The organism is Myxococcus sp. AM010, from assembly GCF_013372585.1.
Taxonomy (GTDB): Bacteria; Myxococcota; Myxococcia; order Myxococcales; family Myxococcaceae; genus Myxococcus; species Myxococcus vastator.
In genome coordinates this window covers 1-21,255 of the sequence record NZ_JABXEO010000111.1, presented here as the reverse complement: position 1 = coordinate 21,255, position 21,255 = coordinate 1, and the positions used below count along the sequence as shown (strand labels likewise).

General features: G+C 70.6%; 20 protein-coding genes and 1 pseudogene. 14 read left to right on the top strand and 7 right to left on the bottom strand.

What is annotated here, in order from left to right; all coding sequences use genetic code 11:
• The 3 genes and pseudogenes from HV826_RS32820 to HV826_RS32810 all read right to left on the bottom strand — a co-directional run.
• Positions 1-293, bottom strand: a pseudogene (locus HV826_RS32820) (energy transducer TonB); the annotation flags it as partial.
• A gap of 3 nt (positions 294-296) precedes the next feature.
• A complete protein-coding gene (tolR, locus tag HV826_RS32815) occupies positions 297-761 on the bottom strand; it encodes a protein TolR (RefSeq protein WP_176420985.1) in 465 nt (154 codons plus the stop codon).
• Between the two features lie 12 nt (positions 762-773).
• Positions 774-1,484, bottom strand: coding sequence for a MotA/TolQ/ExbB proton channel family protein (locus HV826_RS32810; RefSeq protein ID WP_011555704.1), 711 nt, complete (start codon positions 1,482-1,484; stop codon positions 774-776).
• Between the two features lie 266 nt (positions 1,485-1,750).
• Here HV826_RS32810 and HV826_RS32805 point away from each other — a divergent pair, with 266 nt between their 5' ends.
• Complete coding sequence (locus HV826_RS32805; RefSeq protein WP_368671050.1) at positions 1,751-2,680, top strand: hypothetical protein; 930 nt, start codon at positions 1,751-1,753, stop codon at positions 2,678-2,680.
• Between the two features lie 104 nt (positions 2,681-2,784).
• Positions 2,785-3,600, top strand: coding sequence for a glutamate racemase (gene murI, locus HV826_RS32800; protein WP_176420983.1), 816 nt, complete (start codon positions 2,785-2,787; stop codon positions 3,598-3,600).
• Positions 3,601-3,607: 7 nt separating this feature from the next.
• Here murI and carF read toward each other — a convergent pair whose 3' ends face one another.
• Positions 3,608-4,453 (bottom strand): plasmanylethanolamine desaturase, encoded by an 846-nt coding sequence (gene carF, locus HV826_RS32795; protein WP_176420982.1) that lies wholly within the window; start codon positions 4,451-4,453, stop codon positions 3,608-3,610.
• 214 nt (positions 4,454-4,667) lie between these two features.
• On the opposite strand from carF, the gene HV826_RS32790 reads away from it, so the two are divergent.
• The 10 genes from HV826_RS32790 to HV826_RS32745 all read left to right on the top strand — a co-directional run bounded on the left by HV826_RS32790 (position 4,668) and on the right by HV826_RS32745 (position 15,664).
• Entirely contained in the window at positions 4,668-5,234 is a 567-nt protein-coding gene (locus HV826_RS32790; protein WP_176420981.1) for a hypothetical protein, read from the top strand.
• Positions 5,235-5,272: 38 nt separating this feature from the next.
• Positions 5,273-5,965 carry a cell division ATP-binding protein FtsE gene (gene ftsE, locus HV826_RS32785; protein ID WP_163784107.1) on the top strand — a complete coding sequence of 231 codons (693 nt, stop codon included), beginning with the start codon at positions 5,273-5,275 and terminating at the stop codon, positions 5,963-5,965.
• Positions 5,962-6,864 (top strand): ABC transporter permease, encoded by a 903-nt coding sequence (locus tag HV826_RS32780; protein WP_163784109.1) that lies wholly within the window; start codon positions 5,962-5,964, stop codon positions 6,862-6,864. Before ftsE ends, HV826_RS32780 begins: the two co-directional genes overlap by 4 nt.
• The gene (locus HV826_RS32775; protein ID WP_176420980.1) at positions 6,798-7,991 is read left to right on the top strand and encodes a peptidoglycan DD-metalloendopeptidase family protein; all 1,194 of its coding nucleotides are present in this window, start codon (positions 6,798-6,800) and stop codon (positions 7,989-7,991) included. The genes HV826_RS32780 and HV826_RS32775 overlap by 67 nt, the downstream gene beginning before the upstream one ends.
• Before the next feature lie 69 nt (positions 7,992-8,060).
• Positions 8,061-8,921 carry an alpha/beta fold hydrolase gene (locus HV826_RS32770; RefSeq protein ID WP_176420979.1) on the top strand — a complete coding sequence of 287 codons (861 nt, stop codon included), beginning with the start codon at positions 8,061-8,063 and terminating at the stop codon, positions 8,919-8,921.
• Between the two features lie 57 nt (positions 8,922-8,978).
• Positions 8,979-10,355, top strand: a complete 1,377-nt coding sequence (locus tag HV826_RS32765; protein WP_176420978.1) for a S41 family peptidase — start codon at positions 8,979-8,981, stop codon at positions 10,353-10,355.
• Positions 10,356-10,424: 69 nt separating this feature from the next.
• On the top strand, positions 10,425-12,197 hold the full coding sequence (locus HV826_RS32760; RefSeq protein ID WP_176420977.1) for a PEGA domain-containing protein: 1,773 nt from the start codon (positions 10,425-10,427) through the stop codon (positions 12,195-12,197).
• Between the two features lie 35 nt (positions 12,198-12,232).
• Complete coding sequence (locus HV826_RS32755; protein ID WP_240358494.1) at positions 12,233-12,583, top strand: hypothetical protein; 351 nt, start codon at positions 12,233-12,235, stop codon at positions 12,581-12,583.
• Between the two features lie 251 nt (positions 12,584-12,834).
• Complete coding sequence (locus HV826_RS32750; RefSeq protein ID WP_176420976.1) at positions 12,835-13,815, top strand: D-alanine--D-alanine ligase; 981 nt, start codon at positions 12,835-12,837, stop codon at positions 13,813-13,815.
• A 325-nt stretch (positions 13,816-14,140) separates the two neighbouring features.
• Entirely contained in the window at positions 14,141-15,664 is a 1,524-nt protein-coding gene (locus HV826_RS32745) for a cellulose synthase family protein (RefSeq protein ID WP_176420975.1), read from the top strand.
• Between the two features lie 67 nt (positions 15,665-15,731).
• Here HV826_RS32745 and HV826_RS32740 read toward each other — a convergent pair whose 3' ends face one another.
• On the bottom strand, positions 15,732-16,256 hold the full coding sequence (locus HV826_RS32740) for a hypothetical protein (protein WP_176420974.1): 525 nt from the start codon (positions 16,254-16,256) through the stop codon (positions 15,732-15,734).
• An 82-nt stretch (positions 16,257-16,338) separates the two neighbouring features.
• Between HV826_RS32740 and HV826_RS32735 the strand changes: the two genes are divergently transcribed.
• Positions 16,339-17,382 carry a PEGA domain-containing protein gene (locus tag HV826_RS32735; protein WP_176420973.1) on the top strand — a complete coding sequence of 348 codons (1,044 nt, stop codon included), beginning with the start codon at positions 16,339-16,341 and terminating at the stop codon, positions 17,380-17,382.
• 52 nt (positions 17,383-17,434) lie between these two features.
• On the opposite strand, the gene HV826_RS32730 is transcribed toward HV826_RS32735, so the two are convergent.
• Positions 17,435-18,031, bottom strand: a complete 597-nt coding sequence (locus tag HV826_RS32730) for a hypothetical protein (RefSeq protein WP_176420972.1) — start codon at positions 18,029-18,031, stop codon at positions 17,435-17,437.
• 1,216 nt (positions 18,032-19,247) lie between these two features.
• Between HV826_RS32730 and HV826_RS37655 the strand changes: the two genes are divergently transcribed.
• Complete coding sequence (locus HV826_RS37655; RefSeq protein WP_368671049.1) at positions 19,248-19,943, top strand: M1 family aminopeptidase; 696 nt, start codon at positions 19,248-19,250, stop codon at positions 19,941-19,943.
• Positions 19,944-19,952: 9 nt separating this feature from the next.
• Here the strand turns inward: HV826_RS37655 and ftsY are convergent.
• The coding region (gene ftsY / locus HV826_RS32720; protein ID WP_176420971.1) for a signal recognition particle-docking protein FtsY at positions 19,953-21,255 on the bottom strand (1,303 nt) is incomplete at its 5' end.

Here is a 21,255-nt window from a genome sequence, read left to right as displayed (position 1 = left end):
GGCTCCGGGGGTGGGGCCTCGGGAGCGGGCTTGGGCGCGTCCACCTTCTTGGGCGGCGGCGGGAGCTGCTCCTTGCGCGGCAGCAGCTTGGAGTCGCGCGGCTTGCCCAGGCGCACCAGTGTGGCGCGGATGGGCTTGGTGTCCAGGTCCACCTTGGGCGCGGCGGTGTAGCGCGCGTACGCGACCGCCGCCACCAGCACCAGGATGTGGCCCACGACGGACACCCCCACGAAGCGCGACAGCCGCGTGGAGCGCGTGACGAGCAGGCTGTGGCTGACCGCGGAGGGCGTCATGGGCTAGCGCTTCGCTTCCTTCTTGCCTTTGCCGCTGTTGGACGTCCGACCCCTGGTCGAAGGGTCCGTAATCATGCCCACATTGCCGATGCCCGCGCGCTGCGCCGCGGCCATGACCTCCACCACCACCCCGTAAGGCACGTCCCGGTCCGCGTGGAGATAGACTTCCTTGTCGGCCTGCGCCTTGGCGTTGGCGGCGAGCTTCTGCTCCAGCTCCTCCAGCGCCACCTCCGCGTCACCGATGTAGACCTTGCGCCCCGCGTCGATGGAGAGGACCAGCTTCTTCTCCGTGGCCTCCACTGGCGCGGCCTTGGTCTCCGGCAGGTTCACCTTCACGCCCTGCTGGATGAGGGGCGCCGTCACCATGAAGATGATGAGCAGCACCAACATCACGTCCACCATGGGCGTGACGTTGATTTCGCTCATCGTGGTGCGGCCACCGCCGCGGTTGCCTCCGCCCATTCCCATGGTGGCCCCCGGCTACCGGAAGAAGTGACGCTTGATGATGTTGAGGAAGTCCGCGGAGAAGTTCGACATCTCCGTGTCGAACACCTTGATGCGGCTGACGAACGAGTTGTAGGCGACCACCGCTGGAATCGCCGCGAACAGGCCCGCGGCGGTGGCGAAGAGCGCGTTGCCCACCGGCGCGGCCACGGTGGCCAGCGTCGCGTTGCCTTGCTCGGCAATCTGGTTGAACGCGCTCAGGATGCCGATGACGGTGCCGAACAGGCCCACGAAGGGCGAAGCGGCGCCCACGGTGCCCAGGAAGGACACCCGGTTCTCCAGCTCGGTGATTTGCGCCGTGGAGGCGCGGTGGAGCGCGCGCTCCACGTTCTCGATGCCGCCCAGCCGCTCGGCCAGCGCGCCTTCGGTGCCGCCCTCCTTGGCTTGCGCCAGCTTGGTCAGCTCCTCATAGCCAGCGCAGAAGACCTTCGAGAGCGGCGAGCCGTCCAGCTTCTGGGCCGTCTGGTAGATGGCCTCCAGGCGCGAGGCCTTCCAGAAGGTGTCGAGGAAGGTGAGAGACTGTGCGCGAGCCTTGGCGAGCTGGGACGCCTTCATGGCGATGAGGGCCCAGGAGGCCACGGATACGCCCATCAGGAGCAGGAGGACCGCCAGCTCGATGAGGGAGGCGTCGCGGATGATCTCCACGTAGTTCATGGCGCCAAGCGCCAGGGGCAGGTGGGGCGTCATGGGGAGCAGCGCGTAACACTCCGATAAGACAGGGTCAAACAATGGGGAAACGGTTGGTTGCTTGAGCTGGATTGCCCATGGCGGTGAATAATTCCCGCGACCGCCCGTCGGACGAAGCTGAAACGGGCCGAACACCTCACCACCCCACCGACAGGTGCCCCATGAACTCCCGGTTGCTGATCGCATTCCTCTGCTTGTTTGCGATCCTCCCAGGCTGTGTCGTCCATGATGAGCCGTGCTGCGATGTGCCCCGCTACGAGGGGGATGTGACCTTCCGTTGGAGCTTCGGCGGGCTGCGCTGCGACGATGATCGCGCGGTCCGGGGCGTCAACGTCATCATCCCCGGCGAGCTGCTGGCCAACGACGGCCGCTATGACTGCCAGGCGAACGGCTTCGACGGCATCGTCCTCCACCGCTTCGCGCCGGGGACCTACTCGTTCCGCCTGGAGGGCGTCGGCTACACCAACGAGCTGCTGTATGAGACGCAGGGAACCTTCACCGTGGACGGCAACGTGACGGTGAACGTGGACCTGACCCCGGTGGGCCTGCCGCCGTCCTTCGCCTACCTGAGCTGGCTCTTCCCGGCGAACAGCTACAGCCCCAGCCCCAACTGCAACCAGGCGGGGATTACCCACGTCGAGGCGAGCGTGGATGGCGGTGACTGGGAGCGCTTCGAGTGCTGGGAGGGGCACGCCGCCAACCAGATCCGCACGCCGTACCTGGACCCGGGCTACCACGGCCTGGAGTTCGTCGCCATCGATAGGAACGGGCTGCCCTGGTACTACTTCGGGGGCGACATCCTCACCCAGGCGGGGCAGCCGACCTCCCACACGGCCTCGCTGTGGGCCATTGGCGGGGCCTCCGTGCGGTGGGAGCTGCGCTCGCGGCACGGATATCAGCTGACCTGCTACGCGGCGGGCCTGCAGCGGGTGGGCATCAACTTCCGCGACCTCTACACGGGCGAGCTGGTGTACGGCGACGTCGGCGACTGGCACGACTGCGTCGACGGCCCGAACGAAGCCTCGGTGGTGGTGTACCAGTTCCTGCGGCCCGGCCGGTACGTGGTGGAGATGTACGCCAGCGCGCTCGACGGTCGCGAGTACTTCTCGCCGGAGAACTCGCCCGTCATCGACGTGGTCGCCCACGAGTTCCCGGGCCCGAACTCCGCGCTGCCGGTGTACCTCATCGAGGACTGAGCGCGGCGGGACGGCGGGGAAGTGAGCGGAGGGCCGGGATGCTGCATCCCGGCTCTTCGTGCGTTCAGCGGGCGCTGGCATCAAACGTGATAGGGACACGCTCCATGCGGCAAGGCAGCCACAGTCCCATTGGTGTCTTCGATTCGGGCGTCGGAGGGCTCACCGTCCTCAAGGCCCTCATGTCCCGGCTCCCCCATGAGAGCACGGTGTACCTGGGGGACACCGCGCGGGTGCCCTACGGCACCAAGTCCGGCGAGGTGGTGACGCGCTACTCGCTCAAGAACGCGGAGTTCCTCCTGGAGCGCGGCATCAAGCTGCTGGTGGTGGCGTGCAACACCGCCTCGGCGGTGGCGCTGCCCGCGCTGGAGGCGGCGCTACCGGTGCCGGTGGTGGGCGTCATCCTCCCCGGCGCGCGGGCGGCGCTGGCGCGCACGCAGGGCGGCGGGGTGGGTATCATCGGCACACCCGGCACCATCCGCTCGGGCGCCTACCAGCGCGCGCTGGAGTCCGCGGACCCGCGGGTGCGGGCGAAGGCCCGCGCCTGTCCGCTATTCGTGCCGCTGGCGGAGGAGGGGTGGACCACGGGCGACGTGCCCCTGCTGGTGGCGCGCGACTACCTGGCCGAGTTCACCCGCGACGGCGTGGACACCCTGGTGCTGGGCTGCACGCACTACCCGCTGCTCAAGGGCGTCATCGCGGAGGTGGTGGGGCCCCAGGTGGCGCTGGTGGACTCGGCGGAGGCCACCGCGGACGCCGTGGCCGCGCTGCTGTCGGAGCGCGGCGGACTGGCGCCGGCGTCGCGAGGCACGCCCGAGCACGCGTACTACGTCACCGACGTGCCGGAGCGCTTCATGGAGGTGGGCGCCCGTTTCCTGGGCCGGCCCATCACCGCCGCGGAGCAGGTGGACCTGTCCTTCTGATAGGGGACTACGGCCGCGTGGAGGCGGGCTTCTCCTGCGCGGTGGCCTGGGTGAGCAGTTCCTTGGCCGCCTGGACCACCGGGGCCTCGTTGCCATCCTCGGCGACCACCAGCGCGCGCGCCGCCTCGGCGCCGATGTCGTCCTGGCGCGGCAGCAGGCCCGTGGCCCAGGTGATGAGGCGCTCGGCGGCGGGGAAGAAGTGGACCATCGTCAGCGGCTTGTTCATCCAGCCCACGGTGATGCAGTAGTACTTGTTGTACGGCTTGGTGTGGTGGATGCGGTGGTGGTCAGGGGGCAGGATGAGGTGCACGCGCTGGAGGAAGCCCACGAGCGCGGGCGGCGAGTCCAGGTGCGACCACTTGTGGAACTGATTGGTCGCCATCACCCAGAAAATCATCGCGCCGAGGAAGGACGCGCAGAACACCCAGCCCGGTCCGCTCATGGGCAGGCACAGGGCCATGATGGCCACTGGCAGGGAGATGAGGCAGTTGTTGCCGTTGGTCTCCACGAAGTCGTGGCGGGTGATGGCCTTCTCGTCCACGTGGTGCTCGCGGAAGGGGCGGATGAGCGCCTTGCCCAAAAGCGGCATCTCCGTGGAGCCCCACGTGTCGCCCATCCAGTGGACGAAGCCGGAGACGAAGTCCGCGGCGAGGTAGCCCAGCAGCACCGCGCTGAGCAGCAGCCACGTGCCCGCATAGGGGTTGCCCCACAGCCGGTACACCAGCGCCACCTCCAGGGAGATGAAGGAGACGATGGCCGCGATCTCCATCGCGCGGATGGCGGGCGAGTACCCCTGCGCCAGCACCTGGGCGTCTTGCTGACGCACCTTCTTTTCAATCGCTTGGGTCTTCATCCGGGCGTCCTGGCCGTTGATGGGGGCATGGGGAACCCCGTCCGTCAGCCTGTACGTATCCCAGCCGCTTTCAGCTTTTCAACGGAACTGCCGGGCAATCGCCGTGGCCTGCACGGTTGGTGGGCCAGGGAGCCAGGCGTGCAGGAAGGACGCGAGCAGGTCACGCTTACCTTGTGTCGTGCGGATGCGGCTGGTACGGTCCGCGACCTCGGCGATGACGAAAACCTTCGAAAAAGCCGTCACCGGCTTCAATCACAACATCAAGCACAAGGGGAAGGTCTACCACGTCCAGACCGAGGACTCGGGCGTCAACAACCCCCACATCATCACCCACCTGTTCGTGGGCGGGAACATCCTCGCGTCGAAGAAGACGTCCTACGCGGACATCCTCAACGCGGAGAACCTCGCGGAGGTCGTGCGTGAGTTGATGGAGGAGCAGCACAAGGAGATGCTGCGCAACCTCATCAACGGGGTGTACGACAGCTACGAGTCCATCGCCCGCAGCTACCAGCCCGGTCAGCTCGCGGCGGACATGGACCCCGCGCAGGTGAAGATGCAGCCCGGCCAGTCCATGGCGCAGCGGCCGCCTCCGCCTCCGCCTCCCGTGGCGGTTCCCGCGCCCATCGTGGTTCCTCCGGAGGTCGCCGCGGCGCGCGCCCTCAAGGAGAAGCCGAAGATCAACGAGATTGGCGTGGAGACGCTCTTCGGCGAGGACCTCATCTCGGAGAAGAGCCTGGACGAGGTCATCCTCAGCTACCTGGCGGGCGAGGGCGAGCAGTAGCCCGGGCGTGCTAGGCTGGCGGCCTCCCGCCCGCCGCCATGATTCAGTTCTTCCACGTATACAAGGCGTATCCCGGCGACCCACCGGTGTTGTCGGACATCAACCTCAACGTGGAGAAGGGCGAGTTCGTGTTCCTCACGGGCCCTTCGGGCGCGGGGAAGACGACGCTGCTGAAGCTCGTCTTCTGCGCGGAGAAGGCCACCAAGGGGCAGATTCTCGTGGGTGGCCGCAACATCGCCCGCATCCGTGAGTCCGCGGTGCCGTACCTGCGGCGCAACATCGGGGTGGTGTTCCAGGACTTCAAGCTGCTGCCACACCGGACGGTGGAGGACAACGTGTCCTTCACGCTGGACGTGCTGGGCGTGCCCCGCGCGGAGGCGCGCGAGAAGGTGCGGCGCATGCTCAAGCTGGTGGGGCTGGAGCACAAGGCGGGCTCGTACCCCCTGCGCCTGTCGGGTGGAGAGCAGCAGCGCGTGGTCATCGCGCGAGCGCTCGTCAATGACCCCACCATCCTCCTGGCGGACGAGCCCACCGGCAACCTGGACCCGGCGCTCACCGTCGAAATCATGGACCTGCTCACGCAGGTCAACGTGCGCGGCACCACGGTGATGGTGGCCACGCACGACGCGACGCTGCTGTCGCGCTACCAGAAGCGCACCGTGCGCCTGGAGCGCGGGCAGATTGTGTCCGACGAGGACGGCGTCAAGGCGGCGCGCCGGATGGTGGTATGAGCGCGCTGTCGAAGGTCACGTACTTCTGCCGCTCGGCGGCGGTGGGGCTGAAGCACTCGCCCTTCGTGCACTTCATCGCGGTGACGACCATCGCCATCGCCCTGTTCTCCGCGGGCATGGCCCGGGGCGCGGCGCGGGTGCTGGACAACCTCCTGGCGTCGCTCGGCGGCGAGGTGGAGGTGACGGTGTACCTGGCGCCCGAACTGGACGCGGACGAGGTCCACGGGGTGCGCTCCCTCGTGCTGGCGCTCAGCGGCGGTGAGGTGACGCTGGTGTCGCCGGACGCCGCGCTGTCGCGGCTGCGCTCGGAGCTGGGGGATTTGGGCGAGGCGCTGGCGGAGCTGCCGGAGAACCCGCTGCCGGTGTCGCTGGAGCTGCGCGTGCCGCCGGAGCGGCGCAACCCTGACGCGCTCCTGGCGCTGGCGAAGACGCTGCGAGCGGCGCCCGGCGTGGCGGGCGTGGACTATGGCGAGGCGGCGGTGCAGCGGCTGTCCGCCATCGCCCGGGCGCTGCGCTTCGGCTCGCTGGTGGCCTTCGCGGTGGTGCTGGGCGCCACCGTGGTCATCGTGGCGGCGACGCTGCAACTGGCCATCTATTCGCGGCGCGGCGAGATTGAAATCCAGAAGCTGGTGGGCGCCACGGACCGCTTCGTCAAGGCGCCCTTCCTGCTGGAGGGCCTGCTCCAGGGCGTGCTGGGCGCGGCGGTGGCGCTCTTCGGGCTGTGGGCCTTTGGCCGGGTGCTGGGGCCGACCCTGGGCGCGCTCTTCGCCTTCCTGTTGGGGCCCGGTGTCGCGGCGCCGTGGGTGGAGCCGCGGCTGGTGCTGGAGTTGCTGTGCGCTGGCTGCGGCCTGGGACTGGGCGGCAGCTTCGTCGCCGTGGGGCGCTTCCTCCGCGTATGAGCTGGCGCCTGCTGCTGGCACTGGGGCTGTGGGCCTCGACGGCCGTGGCGGCGGCTCCGGCGACGGCGGCGGAGGAGGCCGAACAGGCCGCGGTGCGTGAGCGGCTGAGCGCGCAGCGCGCGACGCTGGCGCTGGTGGAGGCGAAGAAGCTCTCCGTGCTGGAGGGCGTGGAGCTGATGCAGGAGATGGCCGCCTTCTCCCGTCGGCGCGTGCGCTCGCTGGAAGGGGACCTGGCGGTGTTCCGCCGGCGCGTGCTGCTGGCCGAGCGCGAGCAGGCCGTGCTGGCCGAGGCGCTGAAGCTGCAACTGCGCCGCCTGTCGCCGCGCCTGCGCACGCTGTACCGCCTGATGCGCCGCCGCCCGCTGGAGGTGCTGCTGTCGGCCGAGGACTTCGCCGCCCTGGTGTGGCGGGCCCGGGCGCTGGAGGCCAGCATGTCCGGCGACCTGGAGCTGCTGCGCACCGTGCAGCGCGTGGCGCGCTTGCAGCGTCAGGCGACACGCGAGCTGGAGCGGCTCCAGGCGTCGCTCGCCGCGCGGATGGTCTTCCTCCAGGAACAGGAGCGGCTGGCCCGCCTGCAGCAGGAGGGGCTGGAGGAGGTGGTGGGCGCGCTCGCGGGTGAGGCGGAGCTGGCCCGGCGCGCGGTGCGCGAGCTGGAGCAGGCCGACGCGGAGCTGACGCGCATGGTGCTGGACCTGAAGGAGCTGCCCGCGACGAGCGGCTTCGGCGCGCTGCGCGGCAAGCTCCCCCAGCCCGTCTCAGGCCTCGTGGAGGTGGGCTTCGGCAAGGTCGTCAACCCGCGCTTCAACACCGTCACCGTCCAGAAGGGCCTGGACATCCGCGCCGCCGCGGGCACGCCGGTGCGGGCCGTGGCCGAGGGCACCGTCGCCTATGCCGGCGCCCTGCGCGGCTACGGCAACCTGCTCATCCTGGACCACGGCGACGGCTACCACACCCTCATGGCCCACCTGTCCACCATCACCCCCGCGCTGGGCGGCAGGGTGCTCCCTGGAGACGTCGTGGGCGAGGTCGGGGATACCGGCTCCCTCAAGGGCGCCTACCTGTACTTCGAGGTGCGCAAGGGCGGGCAGGCGGTCGACCCCGCCCTGTGGCTGGCGCCAGGACCATAACGCGTTGCGGCAAGTTCGCGCGGACGTTGTTATCGTCGTGAAATCCTTCTGCGAGGAGCAGTCGAGCGCATGGACCTGATGGGCGGAATGCAAAAGGCGCTGCGGCACATGCTGGTGGCGCGGGGTGTCGAGTCCACGACGGTGCAGGTCGGCAGTCAGACGGTGCACCACTACGCGTTGGAGGGGCAGGGCAAGGGGCCGCCGGTGGTGCTGGTGCACGGCCTGGGCGGCTCGGCCAACGGCTTTGGACGCACGCTCTTCGGGATGGCGAAGCGCTTCTCCCGCGTGTACGCCCCGGACCTGCCAGGACACGGCTTCTCCGTGGAGTACTGCGGCGGAGAGGTGTGTGTGCGCAACCAGTTCGAGGTGCTGCGCACCTACGTGGAAGAGGTGGTGAAGGCGCCGGCCTTCGTGGTGGGCAACTCACTGGGGGGCGCCATGGCAGTGAACCTGGCGGCGGACCATCCCCAGTGGGTCCGCGCGCTGGCGCTGGTGGCCCCCGCGGGCGCGCAGCTGCCAGAGGCGGAGAACACCGCGCTGCTCAACTCGTTCGTCGTGAAGTCCCCCGCGGAGGCGCGGGCCTTCACGCGGCGCCTGTTCCACCGGCCGCCCCTGCCCGCGCTGCTGTTCGCCTACGAACTGCGGCACTTCTACGACACACCCACCGTGCGGGCGCTGACCGCGGAGGCGCTGGCCACGCGCGCCTGCCTGGAGCCGGAGCAGGTGCGCAACCTGGCCATGCCGCTGCTGTTCCTGTGGGGCGGCAGTGAGCGGCTGCTGCCGTCGGAGACGCTGAACTGGTACCGCGCCCACCTGCCCGCCCATGCGCAGGTGCGCGTGGTGGAGGGCTTCGGGCACGTGCCGCAGTTGGAGCGCCCGGACGAGCTGGTGTCGCACCTGGTGCGCTTCGCCGACTCGGCGGAGCTGTGAGGGCCGGGTAGACTGGTACGAGCCTTCCGGGGCCGCCCCGGGAAAGGACGTACCGACGTGACGGGTTCCTCCCAGCCATGGCGCTCGGCGCTGACCGCCTTCTTCCTCCTGGGTGCTTCGTGGGCGCAGGCCTCGGAGCCGCCCAGGAAGGACGCGGAGATTGCGGGCCGCGCGGAGCAGGCCGAGCGCGACGCCGCCACGTACCGGCAGCTGGAGGTGTTCGCGCGAGTGCTCTCCTACGTGGAGAACAACTACGTGGAGTCGCCGGACCGCCAGCGGCTCATGTACGGCGCCATCCAGGGCATGCTGGAGACGTTGGATCCGCACACGGTGTTCCTCCCGCCCGACGTGTTCCGGGAGATGAAAATCGACACCTCGGGCGAGTGGGGCGGCCTGGGCATCGAAATCGCGCGCAAGGGCGAGCGCATCGTGGTGGTGGCGCCCATCGACGACACCCCGGCGGCGCGCGCGGGCATCAAGGCCGGCGATGAGCTGGTCGGCATCGACGGTGAGCGGACCGAGGGCATGGACGTGGGGCGCGCGCTGCAGAAGATGCGCGGCCCCGCCGGCGGACGCGTGCTGCTGACCATCATGCGCGAGGGCTTCAGCGCGCCGCGCGAAATCGCCATCATCCGGGACCACATCCGCATCGTGTCCGTGGAGGGCGCGCTGCATGGCGGCATCGCCCACGTGAAGGTGAAGAACTTCCAGGACCGCACCGACCTGGACCTCCGCAAGGAGTTGGAGCGGCTGCGCGCGCTCAACGGCGGCAAGGAGCTGCGCGGGCTGGTGCTGGACCTGCGCAACAACCCGGGCGGGCTGCTGGACCAGGCGGTGGCGGTGAGTGACAGGTTCCTGCCGGGCAACCTGCCCATCGTCTCCACGCGGGGGCGGGATGGCCGGAGCGCCACCGTGGAGCGCAGCAAGGACCGCGACACGGAGAAGGATTACCCCGTCGTGGTGCTGGTCAACGCGGGCAGCGCCTCCGCGTCCGAAATCGTGGCGGGCGCGCTCCAGGACCACGGCCGCGCGAGCATCCTGGGCACGCCCACCTTCGGCAAGGGCAGCGTCCAGACGGTCATCGAGTTGGAGGACGGCTCCGGGCTGAAGCTGACGATTGCCCGCTACTACACGCCCAAGGGCCGCAGCATCCAGGAGCGCGGCATCACCCCGGACTTCCTCGTCCCCGACGCGCCGGGAGGCAAGGTGCCGCGCGACGTGGTGCGGGAGAAGGACCTGCGGCGCCACTTCCGCGCCGAGCCGACGGCCGCGACCGAGCCCGCCGCGCCCCAGCAGCGAGGCCTGCCGGAGAACCTCAAGCCCTGGGACGTCACCGCGAAGCTGGAGGACCATCCCTTGAGGGTCGCCCTGGACTATCTCCACGGCATGACCTCCGCTCCCGCGCGCGCGCCGGCCCGGGCAGCGGGTCGTTGAGGACTCCTTCTCACTTGCATTTCACCGCGCAGTCCGTTTGATGCGCAACGAGCCAAAGGTGAACGAGAGATGCGACCTTCGAATGTGCGAGCGGTTCACGCCGCGTTGAGTGGATGGCTGGTGGGACTGCTGGCCGTGGGACCCGCGGCGGCGCAGACGCCGGTGTCCTCGCGGCTGGTGCCCCGGGCCTTGAGCGCGGCGACGGCGGAGGCGCCGGCCGACGCGGCGACGGTCACCGTGGTGGCCATCGCGCTGGACGCGGCGGCCCGTGGCGACGCGGCCCGGCTGGCGCGCGAGGCGGAAGAGGCGGTGACGCGCTCGGGGCGGCTGAAGCTGGTGCGCCTGGCGGACGCGCTGGACGCGGACGGGCAGCGCGAGCGCCAGGCCCGTGAGGTGGAGGCCGCCGCGGCGATGAAGGCGGGCCAGCGCGCCTACGACGAGCTCGACACCGAGAAGGCGCTCGAGCACTTCGACAAGGCGGTGCGCGGCTACGAGGGCGCCGACCTCTCCCAGCGCTTCACCGAGCTGAGCCGCGCGCGGGTGCTGAAGGCCGCGTCGCAGGTGGCCAACGGTGAAAACACCGCCGCGCAGCTGGAGATTCGCACCGCGCTGGCGCTGAACCCGGAGGCGCGCTTCTCGCCCAACTTCTTCCCGCCGGAGGAGATGACCTTCGTGGAGAAGGAGCGCAAGGCGGTGCTCACCGGCGCCAAGGCGAGCCTGCGCGTGAGCACCGAGCCGGTGCCGGCCCAGGTGTTCGTGGACGGCCAGTTCCGGGGCATCTCGCCGGTGGACGTCGCCGACCTCACGGCCGCCGACCACTACGTGACGGTGGTGGCGCCGGGCTACGCGCTGACGCAGCGCCGGGAGCGCGAAGGCGAGGTCAGCCTGACGCTGGCCCCCGTGGCGGCGCAGAAGGGCCTGCAGACATTCACCGAGCAGGCGGCGCGCAAGCCGGAGAGCCCGGAGCGCGACGCGGCCCTGCGTGAACTGGGGACGCTCGCGGGCGTGTCCCAGGTGCTGGCGCTGCTGGTGCGCGGCGGCGCCGGGGCGGCGCCGCTGGAGGTGACGGGCCTGCGCCTGGACGTGTCGGATGGCCACAACCAGGCCTACGCGCTGGGGACGGTGCCGCGCGGGGAGGGGCTGGTGGGCGGCTCGCAGGCGCTGCTGGCGCAGCTGGTGTCGGCGGATGCGCCGCGCCAGGGCGGCAAGCCGGTGACGCACTTCGCGGGGGGCATCAGCACCACGCGCCGCACCGTGGGCTACGTGCTGATGGCCACCGGCGTGGCGCTGCTGGCCGGCGGCGTCTACTTCGGCATGGAGGCCTCCGCGAAGTCGGATGACTTCAAGCGCGCGGCGCAGAACAGCAGCCGCGCCCAGGACATCAAGAGCACGGGCAAGTCGTACGCGCTGGTGGCCGACGTCGGCATCCTCCTGGGCCTCGCGTCGGCGGGCGCGGGCGGCTACCTGGCCTTCGCCAAGGGCGGCAGCGGCGGCTCCAAGTCGCCTCCCCGGGCGCCCCGTGCCACGCCGGCGTCGGAGCCCGCCGCGACGAAGGAGGCGTTGCCCATGCCTCCGCCTCCCGCGCAGGCGGTGCCCGCCTCCACGCAGACGCAGTCCGACACGCGCGCGCAGGACGACGAGGCGCAGAAGCGTGAGGAGGAGCTGCGCAAGCGCCGTGAAGAGGTGGAGCGCCAGCGCCAGGAGTTGGAGGAGCGGCGCAAGCAGGAGGAGGCCGCGGCGCAGCGCGAGGAAGAAGAGCGGCGGCGGCAGGAGGAGCGGCGGCGACAGGAAGAGAAGAAGAAGCGGCCCGCACTCGACGAAGACGATCTCCGGAACTACTAGCCATGCGCCGTCCCTTGCGAAACCTCGTTGCTTTCATGGCCCTGGGTACCGGGCTGTCCGCGTGCAGCCTCCTCGTCGATTTCGACGAGGAAGGGCAGCCCTGCGATGAGCTCTACCAGTGCCTGGAGGGCTACACCTGCGTCGACAACGCGTGCGTCTCCGACGACGCCGCGCCGTCCGACGGGGGCGCCGATTCGGGCACCGACGGCGGTCTTGGCACCGATTCGGGAACCGACGGCGGCCTTGGCTCCGATGCGGGCTCCGACGATGCCGGCTCCGGCGACGCCCCCGACGCGGGGAGCTCCCCTCCGCCGGGAAGCACCATGACGGGGTCCATCGAGGAGCCAGGGCCCATCCTGGAGCCCGCGCCCATCCTGGTGCCGTAGTTTCCGACCGGCTGACCGCGTCTTCGCAGGTTCGAAGCTCGGAGCGTAGACGCAGGGCGGCCCCACGTGCGCCGCCCGTTCCGTGTCGCCCCGGCCACGCCGCGGCCCGGAGGACACGCCTGCTCTGTCCGCATGGCGTGGCTGGAGTCCCTCCTCCGAGGTGATTTCCGACGGGCCCGTCCCGCTCCGCCAGGCCGCCCCGTGGCTGGCATCATCCGTGCTCTGTGCTCCGCCCAGGAGGCAACATCGACATGGGCAAGCGCGTGGGAGTGCTGATGGGCGGGTGGGGCGAGGAGCGGGAGATTTCGCTCAAGACGGGAGAGGCCGTGGTGGCGGCGCTCGAGTCCCGAGGCCATCAGGTGACTCGCATCTTCGCGGGGCCGGGCCTGGACCGGGCGCTGCGCGCGGCCGAACTGGACGTGGCCTTCGTCGCGCTCCACGGGCGCATGGGCGAGGACGGCCGGGTGCAGGGCCTGCTGGAGCTGCTGGAGCTGCCGTACACGGGCTCGGGCGTGCTGGCGTCGGCGCTGGCCATGAACAAGCCCTTCGCCAAGCGGCTCTTCCGCCTGCACAACCTGGCCACGCCCCAGGGCTACACGGTGGCGCGCGAGGACGCGTGGCGCGTCCCGGCCCTGCACGGCGACCTGGGCTTCCCGTGCGTGGTGAAGCCCGCGTGCGGCGGCTCGTCGGTGGGGCTGGCCGTGGTGCGTGCGCCGGAGGCGCTGGCGTCCGCGGTGGCGCAGGCCAGCCGGTTCGGCGGCGAGGCCCTGGTGGAGCGCTACGTGGCGGGCCGTGAAGTCACGGTGGGCCTCCTCGGCGGCCAGGTGCTGGGCAGCTGCGAGGTGGCCACGCCGCGCGAGGGCTTCGACTTCGACGCCAAGTACAAGGGCGGGGCCGCGTACTTCTGCCCACCCCGGCTGTCCCCCACGCGCGTGGCCAACGTGGAGGCCCTGGCGCTGGCGGCCTACCGCGCGCTGGGCTGCCGCGGGCAGGCGCGGGTGGACCTGCTGTGCTCGGACACGGAGAACGACGTGGTGCTGGAGGTGAACACGCTGCCGGGCTTCACCCCTACCAGCCTGCTGCCGAAGATCGCCGCCAGGGCCGGGCTGGACTTCGCCGCGCTGACGGAGCGCATCCTGGCGCTCGCCACCCGCGATGAGGCCGGAATCCTGGAAGCCCCCGCCGTGGAGACCCCGCCGGACCTGGCCGCGCCGCTCCTGGCCGTGAGCTGACCCCTCAGGTCGGTCAACCCCTGGCGTTGTTTCAACCCCGGCGCCAGGGCCACAAGCTGGGTGTGATAGGAGTGACGCAGGGTGTCAGGCGCCCGTGAACGGAACGTTCAATTCCGGGGAATAGTTTGACACGGCCTTGAACGCGTTCCTATTGTCCGGCGCCGATCACTCCCCGAAGGTCAAAACCTTGTCATTTCGGGTACATACGATGTGGGGGCTTGGACGACCCATCTCGCGGCGGTACGCGCGAGACGGAATCAGCCGGGCCGACCCGCACGGAAGGACCGCAGGCCCTCTGGGCTGTGGCAGGGGTTGAGCGTCACCGATGACCACCGTCGAGATCATCTTTCTGGGCGTTTATTTCAGTCTCCTGGGCGTGCTTGGAGTCTACGGCTCGCACAGGTACCGAATGGCGTTCCTGTACTACCGGCACAAGTTCAAGCTGCCGACGCCGAAGGGCGCGCTGGAGTCGTTGCCCAAGGTCACCATCCAGCTCCCCATCTTCAATGAGATGTACGTGGTGGAGCGACTGGTGGAGTCGGTGTGCCGCATCGACTACCCGCGCGACCTGCTCGAAATCCAGGTCCTGGACGATTCGACGGACGAGACGTGCGGCATCGCCCGTGCGTGCGTGGAGCGCCAGCGCCTGAAGGGCCACGACATCGTCTACATCCACCGCACCAACCGCCAGGGCTTCAAGGCGGGGGCGCTGGAGAACGGCCTGAAGCTGGCGAAGGGCCAGTTCGTGGCGGTGTTCGACGCGGACTTCGTGCCCAGCCCGGACTTCCTGACGCGCACCGTGCCGTTCTTCTCGGACGACAAGGTGGGCATGGTGCAGGTGCGCTGGGGCCACCTCAACCGCGAGTTCTCCCTGCTGACGCAGGCCCAGAGCATCTTCCTGGACGGGCACTTCATCATCGAGCACACCGCCCGCAACCGCTCTGGCTGCTTCTTCAACTTCAACGGCACCGCGGGCATCTGGCGCCGTGACACGATCTCCGACGCGGGCGGCTGGCAGCACGACACGCTCACCGAGGACCTGGACCTGAGCTACCGCGCCCAGCTCAAGGGCTGGCAGTTCGTGTTCCTCCCGGAGGTCATCTCCCCGGCCGAGGTGCCGGTGGACATGAACGCCTTCAAGAGCCAGCAGCACCGCTGGGCCAAGGGCTCCATCCAGACGGCGAAGAAGCTGCTGCCCACCATCCTCAAGAGCGACCTGCCGCTGCTCGTGAAGCGCGAGGCCTTCTTCCACCTCACCAACAACATGGCCTACCTGTTGATGGTGCTGCTGTCGGTGCTGATGCCCATCAGCATGGTGGTGCGCTTCCAGCACGGCCTGTACGGCACGCTCTTCCTGGACCTGCCCTTCTTCCTCACGGCCACCGCCAGCGTCTGCTTCTTCTACGTGGCGGCACAGCGTGAGCGCGGCGCGAAGGGGTGGGAGCGGGTGAAGTACCTGCCCTTCCTCATGAGCCTGGGCATCGGCCTGGCCATCAGCAACGCCAAGGCCGTGGCGGAGGCGCTGCTCAACCAGCAGTCCGGCTTCGCGCGCACGCCGAAGACGGGCGCCGAGGGCAAGAAGGCCGTCACCATCAAGAAGGCGTACCGGGGCAGCAAGACGCTGCTGCCGCTGGTGGAGCTGCTGTTCGCCGCGTACTTCACCGGCGCGCTGTGGTTCGCCATCGACGCGCGCATCTACACGTCGGTGCCCTTCATCGTCCTGTTCCTGGCGGGCTTCCTGTACGTGGGCAGCTCCAGCCTGCTGCAGGGCCTGTCCGGCCGGATGAAGCTGGTGGAGTCCACCCCCGCGGTGGACACCCCCGACGAGCAGCCCCGCCGCGCGGCCTGAGCGGCGTCCTCGCTTCAGGAAGACGGGGGTGAGGCTGGCACCGCGCCGCCTCACCCCTTTCGCGTTTCTAGGTGCCCGCGTCCGGCGAGCCCCGCAGCAGCACCTGCTCCATCCGTACGCTGGGGGCGCCCGCGGGGGCCGTGCGGCAGTCCTCGTCAATGGAGGTGCTGGTCGCCGAGCGCAGCGTCAGGCCCGCGTCCGTGCACCGCACCACCTCTGTCGGAAAAGTGACGGGGCAGGGCGTCCCGGCGCCGGAGAAGCCGGTGGCGTGCGTTTCGCCCACGAAGCCCGCGGGGGTGCGCCGCAGGACGATGGACGGCGAGCCCGCGTCCGGGGCGTCCACCACCTCCGAGTCATGAGCGCGGACGACGGCGAAGGAGAGCGTGCCGCCGTCATCGTCACCGTAGTACCGGAAGGCGGGGTTCCCCGCGTGGTGGTACTCGCCGCCCTGGTTCTGCTCGCAGCCCGCGGGAATCTTCACCGCGGGGGGCGCGGGGGGCGCGGGCACCGTCCTGGGCGGCGCCTTCGCGGTGCACGCTGTGAGGGAGAGGACGCTGAGGTGGAGGGCCAGTGTGGGCAGGACGCGGTGCATGGGGGCGGATATTCTCCCAATCGGCGGGGCGCTGGGACTCTGTTTGATTCCCTTGGGATGACTCTCTAACCTTCGGTTCGTCATGAGCCTCCACCGCATCGTCGTCTTCGCCCTGGTGACTGTCCTGGCCGCCCCTTCGGCCGCGCTCGCGCAGGATGACTTCCTGGCGCCGCTCACCACGCCGTCGAAGCCCAAGACGGGCAAGCCCAAGCCCAAGGTGGTGAAGAAGAAGCCCGCCAAGAGGCCCGTGCGCGCGAAGGCGCCCGCGAGGGGGAAGAAGAAGCCCGCGGCCCAGGACGACCTGCTGCTGGCGCCGCTGACGCCCGCGAAGACGGAGGTGCTCGTCCGCATGACGGGCAACGTGCGCGGCGCGAAGCTGTTCGTGGATGGGAAGGAGTTCGGCGTCCTCTCCTCGGCCGTCGTGCCGGTGGAGGTCCGCCCGGGCGAGCACCACCTGGTGGTGCGCCGGGTGGGCTACGCCGACTTCACGCGGCGCATCGACGTGAAGGCGGGCACGCAGGCGGAGGTGCTGGTGTCCATGGACGCCACCATGGGCTTCGCCACGCTGACGGCGGACGTGGCGGACGCGGTGGTGATGGTGGACGGGCAGAAGGTGGGCGCCGTGCCGCAGGCCAACGTGCTGCTGCGCCCGGGCTCGCGCGAGGTGGAGTTCCGGGCCCCGGGCTTCAAGCCGGACGTGCACAACATCACCGTGTTCGCGGGACGGAGCTACGAGGTGACGGGCAACCTGCGGCCCCTGCTGGACACGTCCGTGGCCACCGCCGACGTGCCGAAGAGCCCGGTGTTGGAGCCGTCCTCCAGGCTGGACCCCGACGACGAGCCGGCCCCGGGCCTGTCGTTCGCGGAGGACCCGGCGACGCCCGAGGTGGAGGGCTCCAAGCCCTGGTATGGCCGCTGGTACGTGTGGGCCGGCATTGGCGCGGTGGTGGCCGCCGGCACGGTGGGCGCGGTGATGGCGACGCAGGGCGGTGGCGCCAACCCGCTGAGCCCCACGGACGTGTGCGGCCCGGCCGGGTGTGACGCGGTGCTGGGCGGCATCCGCTCGGTGCGCGGTGGAGGCGCGGGGCTTCAGGCGCCCGCTCCCGCCGGAGCGCTGCGCTTCTGATGCGGTCGTGAAGCGTCCCGCCCTCGACGTGGGCGGGACGGCGCCACGGGTTCTACTGGTCGCGCAGGTCGTCGTTATCGGCGCGGCTGCCCGGGGCGAGCAGCAGGTACACGTCGCTCACCCGTCCCACGCCCCAGGTGTCCAGCGCGGTCGCGCGGACCTGGAAGGGGGCGGCGTCGGGCAGCAGGTGGGTGATGTCCACCTCGCCCGCTTCGAAGGTGAAGGCGCGGCGCCCCACGCTGTCCACCAGCTCCCGGCCCATGTGGACCGCCTCGGTGAAGCCCACGGTGGCGCGCCGGGTCACCTGTCCACGGGCGTCCAGCACCTCCAGCAGCAGGAAGTTGTCCACGGAGATGCCGAGCGTGCCCTTCGCGTCGCCGTAAAGACGGGCCCGGTGTCCGCCCAGGCTCAGCGTGGGCGTCTGGCCGGTGGCGACGACACGCGGCGTGCGCTCACCCTCGGTGGCGTCCACCTCCACGTCTTCGCGCAGCTGGGTCAGCGTGTGGGTCTCCCGGGCGGGCGTGTCCAGCAGGAGCCGAACGGCGCGGGGCTCGGTCGAGGTGGAGGTGGGCGTAGCCGAGGCGGGCACCTGCCGCGCACAGGCCATCAGCCCCAGGGCGGCGGCCATGACGAGCGTTCGAGAATGCATGGGAGGTCCAGGGTAGATGAGCAGGGGTGACCCGGGTCAATTAGCATGGCCGCATGCGGACCTTCCTCCATGGGTGCCTGCTGTGGTGTGTGCTCTCCGGGACGCTGGCGTGGGGCAATGCGCCCGCTGACCCCCCGGCCTCACCCGAGGTGCAGCTGTGCCTCCAGCACCTGAAGCCCGCCGAGCGTGAGCGGGCCGCGAAGGCGCTGGGGCCGCTGGAGGAGCTGCCGCTCTACCGCGTGCAGCTGGAGGTGGACCCGGAGGCCCGCGGGGTGAAGGGCCGGGTGCAGGTGGAGGTGCTGGCCCGAAAGCACCCCCTCACCGAGCTGTACCTCCGGCTGACGCCCAACGCGCAGGGCCGCCGGTTGACGCTGTCGGACGCGAAGCTGGGCGGCCGGCCCGTCAAGCTGGAGCGGCCGGAGCCCACGCTGTACCGCCTGTCGCTGGAGTCCGAGCCCGTGCCGCCGGGCGCCGCCGCGGTGCTGGACGTCGCGGTGGAGGGCCTGGTGCCGCGCGCCGCCGCGCCCTCGGGTGGCGCCGCGGGAGGACTCCTCGGCGGGTTGATGGGCGGTGGGGGCGGGCGTCCTTCGGGCGGCGACCACGGGGCCTTCTCCGCCACGGCGGACTTCATCAGCCTGGTGGGCGTGGTGCCCCAGGTGCCGCCGGTGGGCGAGGACGGCAAGCCTTGGGAGGGGCCGCAGGGGATTGGCGACCTGGGCCTCTATGAGCCGGCGCACGTGCTGGCCACCGTCACCGTGCCAACGGGCTGGGCGGTGCACGCCACGGGCGTGCCCATGGGCGAGGTCCCGCAGCGGGATGGGCGCGTGCGCTACGCCTTCGCCGCCGCCGCGGTGCGCGACTTTCCCCTCTTCGTGTCACGGGGCTACGCCAACTCCACCGCCACGGTGAATGGCGTCACGGTGGAGAGCCACTACGCCGCGGCGGATCAGGCCGCGGGCGAGCGCGTATTGAAGCACGCCACGTCGATGCTGGCGGAGTTCGAGCGTCGGCTGGGGCCGCTGCCGTACACGCACTTCCGCGTGGTGCAGGCGCCGCTGTCCGGAGGCGCGGGCGGCATGGAATTCCCAGGGCTGGTCACCATCGCGACGCAGCTGTACCGCGGCGCGGCGGGGGCCTCCCAGATGCTGGGCGGCGGCATGCCGGGCATGGAGGACCTGGAGGCGATGCTGGGCTGCTGGGACAGCTCAATGGCGCCATGGAGCGCACGCTGGAGTTCACCATGGCGCACGAGGTGGCGCACCAGTACTTCGCCGGGCTCGTGGGCTCGGACCCCATCCTGGAGCCGGTGGTGGACGAGTCGCTGGCCCAGTACGCCGCGCTCCTCTACCTCGAATGGAAGCACGGCAAGAAGGTGGCGGAGTCGGCGCGCCAGGAGACGCTGGTTGGGCAGTACCACCTGTACCGGATGACGGGCGGCAAGGACGGCCGCGCGGACCGGCCCACGGGCCACTTCGCGGATGAGCTGGAGTACGGCGCGCTCGTCTACGGCAAGGCGCCCCTGCTGCACCACGCCTCGCGGAAGCTGGTGGGAGACGCCGCCTTCCTCAAGGCCCTGCGCGCCTACGTGGATACGTACCGCTTCAAGTGGACGTGCAAGGACTGCTTCACGAAGGAGCTGGCGAAGGCGAGCCCCGCCAACGCGAGCGCGCTGGAGCGGCTGCGCACGCGCTGGTGGCGGGAGGCGAAGGGCGACGCGGACCTGGGCAAGCCCCGGCTGGAGTCGGTGCTGGGCGGCTTCGAGGGCCTGGAAGGGCTGGAGGCCCTGCAGTCGTTGCCCGGCATGGACCTGGAGGCGCTCCAGGGCCTGCAGGGCTTCGAGGCCTTCCAGGAGATGGACGCCCAGTCGAAGGAGCTGCTGGAGCAGCTCATCCCCGGGTTGATGGGGCAGTGACGCGGGGCCTCAGTCGAAGAGGGCGCGGACGAACTCGCGCGGCTCGAAGCGGCGCAGGTCGGCCACCTTCTCGCCCACGCCCACCCAGACGACGGGGAGCTTGAGCTCGTCGCAGATGCCGATGACGACGCCGCCCTTCGCGGTGCCGTCCAGCTTCGTCAGGGCGATGGCGCTGACGCCCACGGCCTCGTGGAACTGCTTGGCCTGCTGAATCGCGTTCTGGCCGTTGGTGGAGTCCAGCACCAGCAGCACCTCGTGCGGCGCGCCGGGCAGGGCCTTGTCCATGACGCGCTTCACCTTCTTCAGCTCCTCCATCAGCGGGGCCTTGGTGTGGAGCCGGCCGGCGGTGTCCGCGATGATGACGTCCGCGCCTTCCTCCTTCGCCTTCTTGATGGCCTCGAAGATGACGGCGCTGGGGTCTGTGCCCTCGGCGCCCTTCACCAGCTGGGCCTGGGCGCGCTCGGCCCACACGTCCAGCTGCTCGGTGGCGGCGGCGCGGAAGGTGTCACCCGCTGCGAGCACCACCTTCTTGCCCTCGCTGGTGAGCTTCGCGGCCAGCTTGCCGATGGTCGTCGTCTTCCCGGCGCCGTTGACGCCCACCACCATGACGACGTGCGGCGGGCCGCCGCCTTCCAGGGAGCGCGGGACGGGCAAGTCGCAGATGCGGGCGACCTCGTCGCGGATGAGGCCCTTGATGCGCTCGGGGTCCTTCAGCTCGTTGCGCTTGAGCTTCTCGCGGGCCACCTCCACCAGGTGGTTGGCGGTGCGCACGCCGATGTCGGCGGTGAAGAGGATCTCCTCCAGCTCCGCCAGGACGGACTCGTCCACCTGGCGCTGCTGGCCGAACAGGCCGTTGAGCCGGGCCATGAAGCCCTGGTTCCGCGTCTTGTCCAGGCCCTGGGCCAGGGTGCGGCCGGCCTCGGCCTCCACCTTGGCGCGCGCGGCGGTCTCCTCGGCGCGGCGGGCCTCCTCGGCGGCGGCGGCCTCGCGGGCGCGCTCCTCCTCCATCAGCCGCTGGGCTTCAGCCTGCTCGCGCTTGCGGCGCTCCCGGGCCTCGTCGTCCGCGGCCTTCTTGGCGCGGTACTCGGCGCGCTTCTCCTCCTCCTCGCGCTCCTTGAGGGCGCGGGCCTCCTCCTCCAGCCGGGCGCGCGCGGCGGCGTCCGTGGTGGTGCGGGCGGCCTGGGCTGCCTCGGCGCGCTGGCGGGCCAGGGCCTCGGCGCGGTCGTGGGCTTCCTCGGCCTCGCGGAGCCGGGCAGCCTCCGCCTCGGAGGGGGGCAGCTCCACGCGCAGGCGGGGCTGCTCGGCGGGGAGG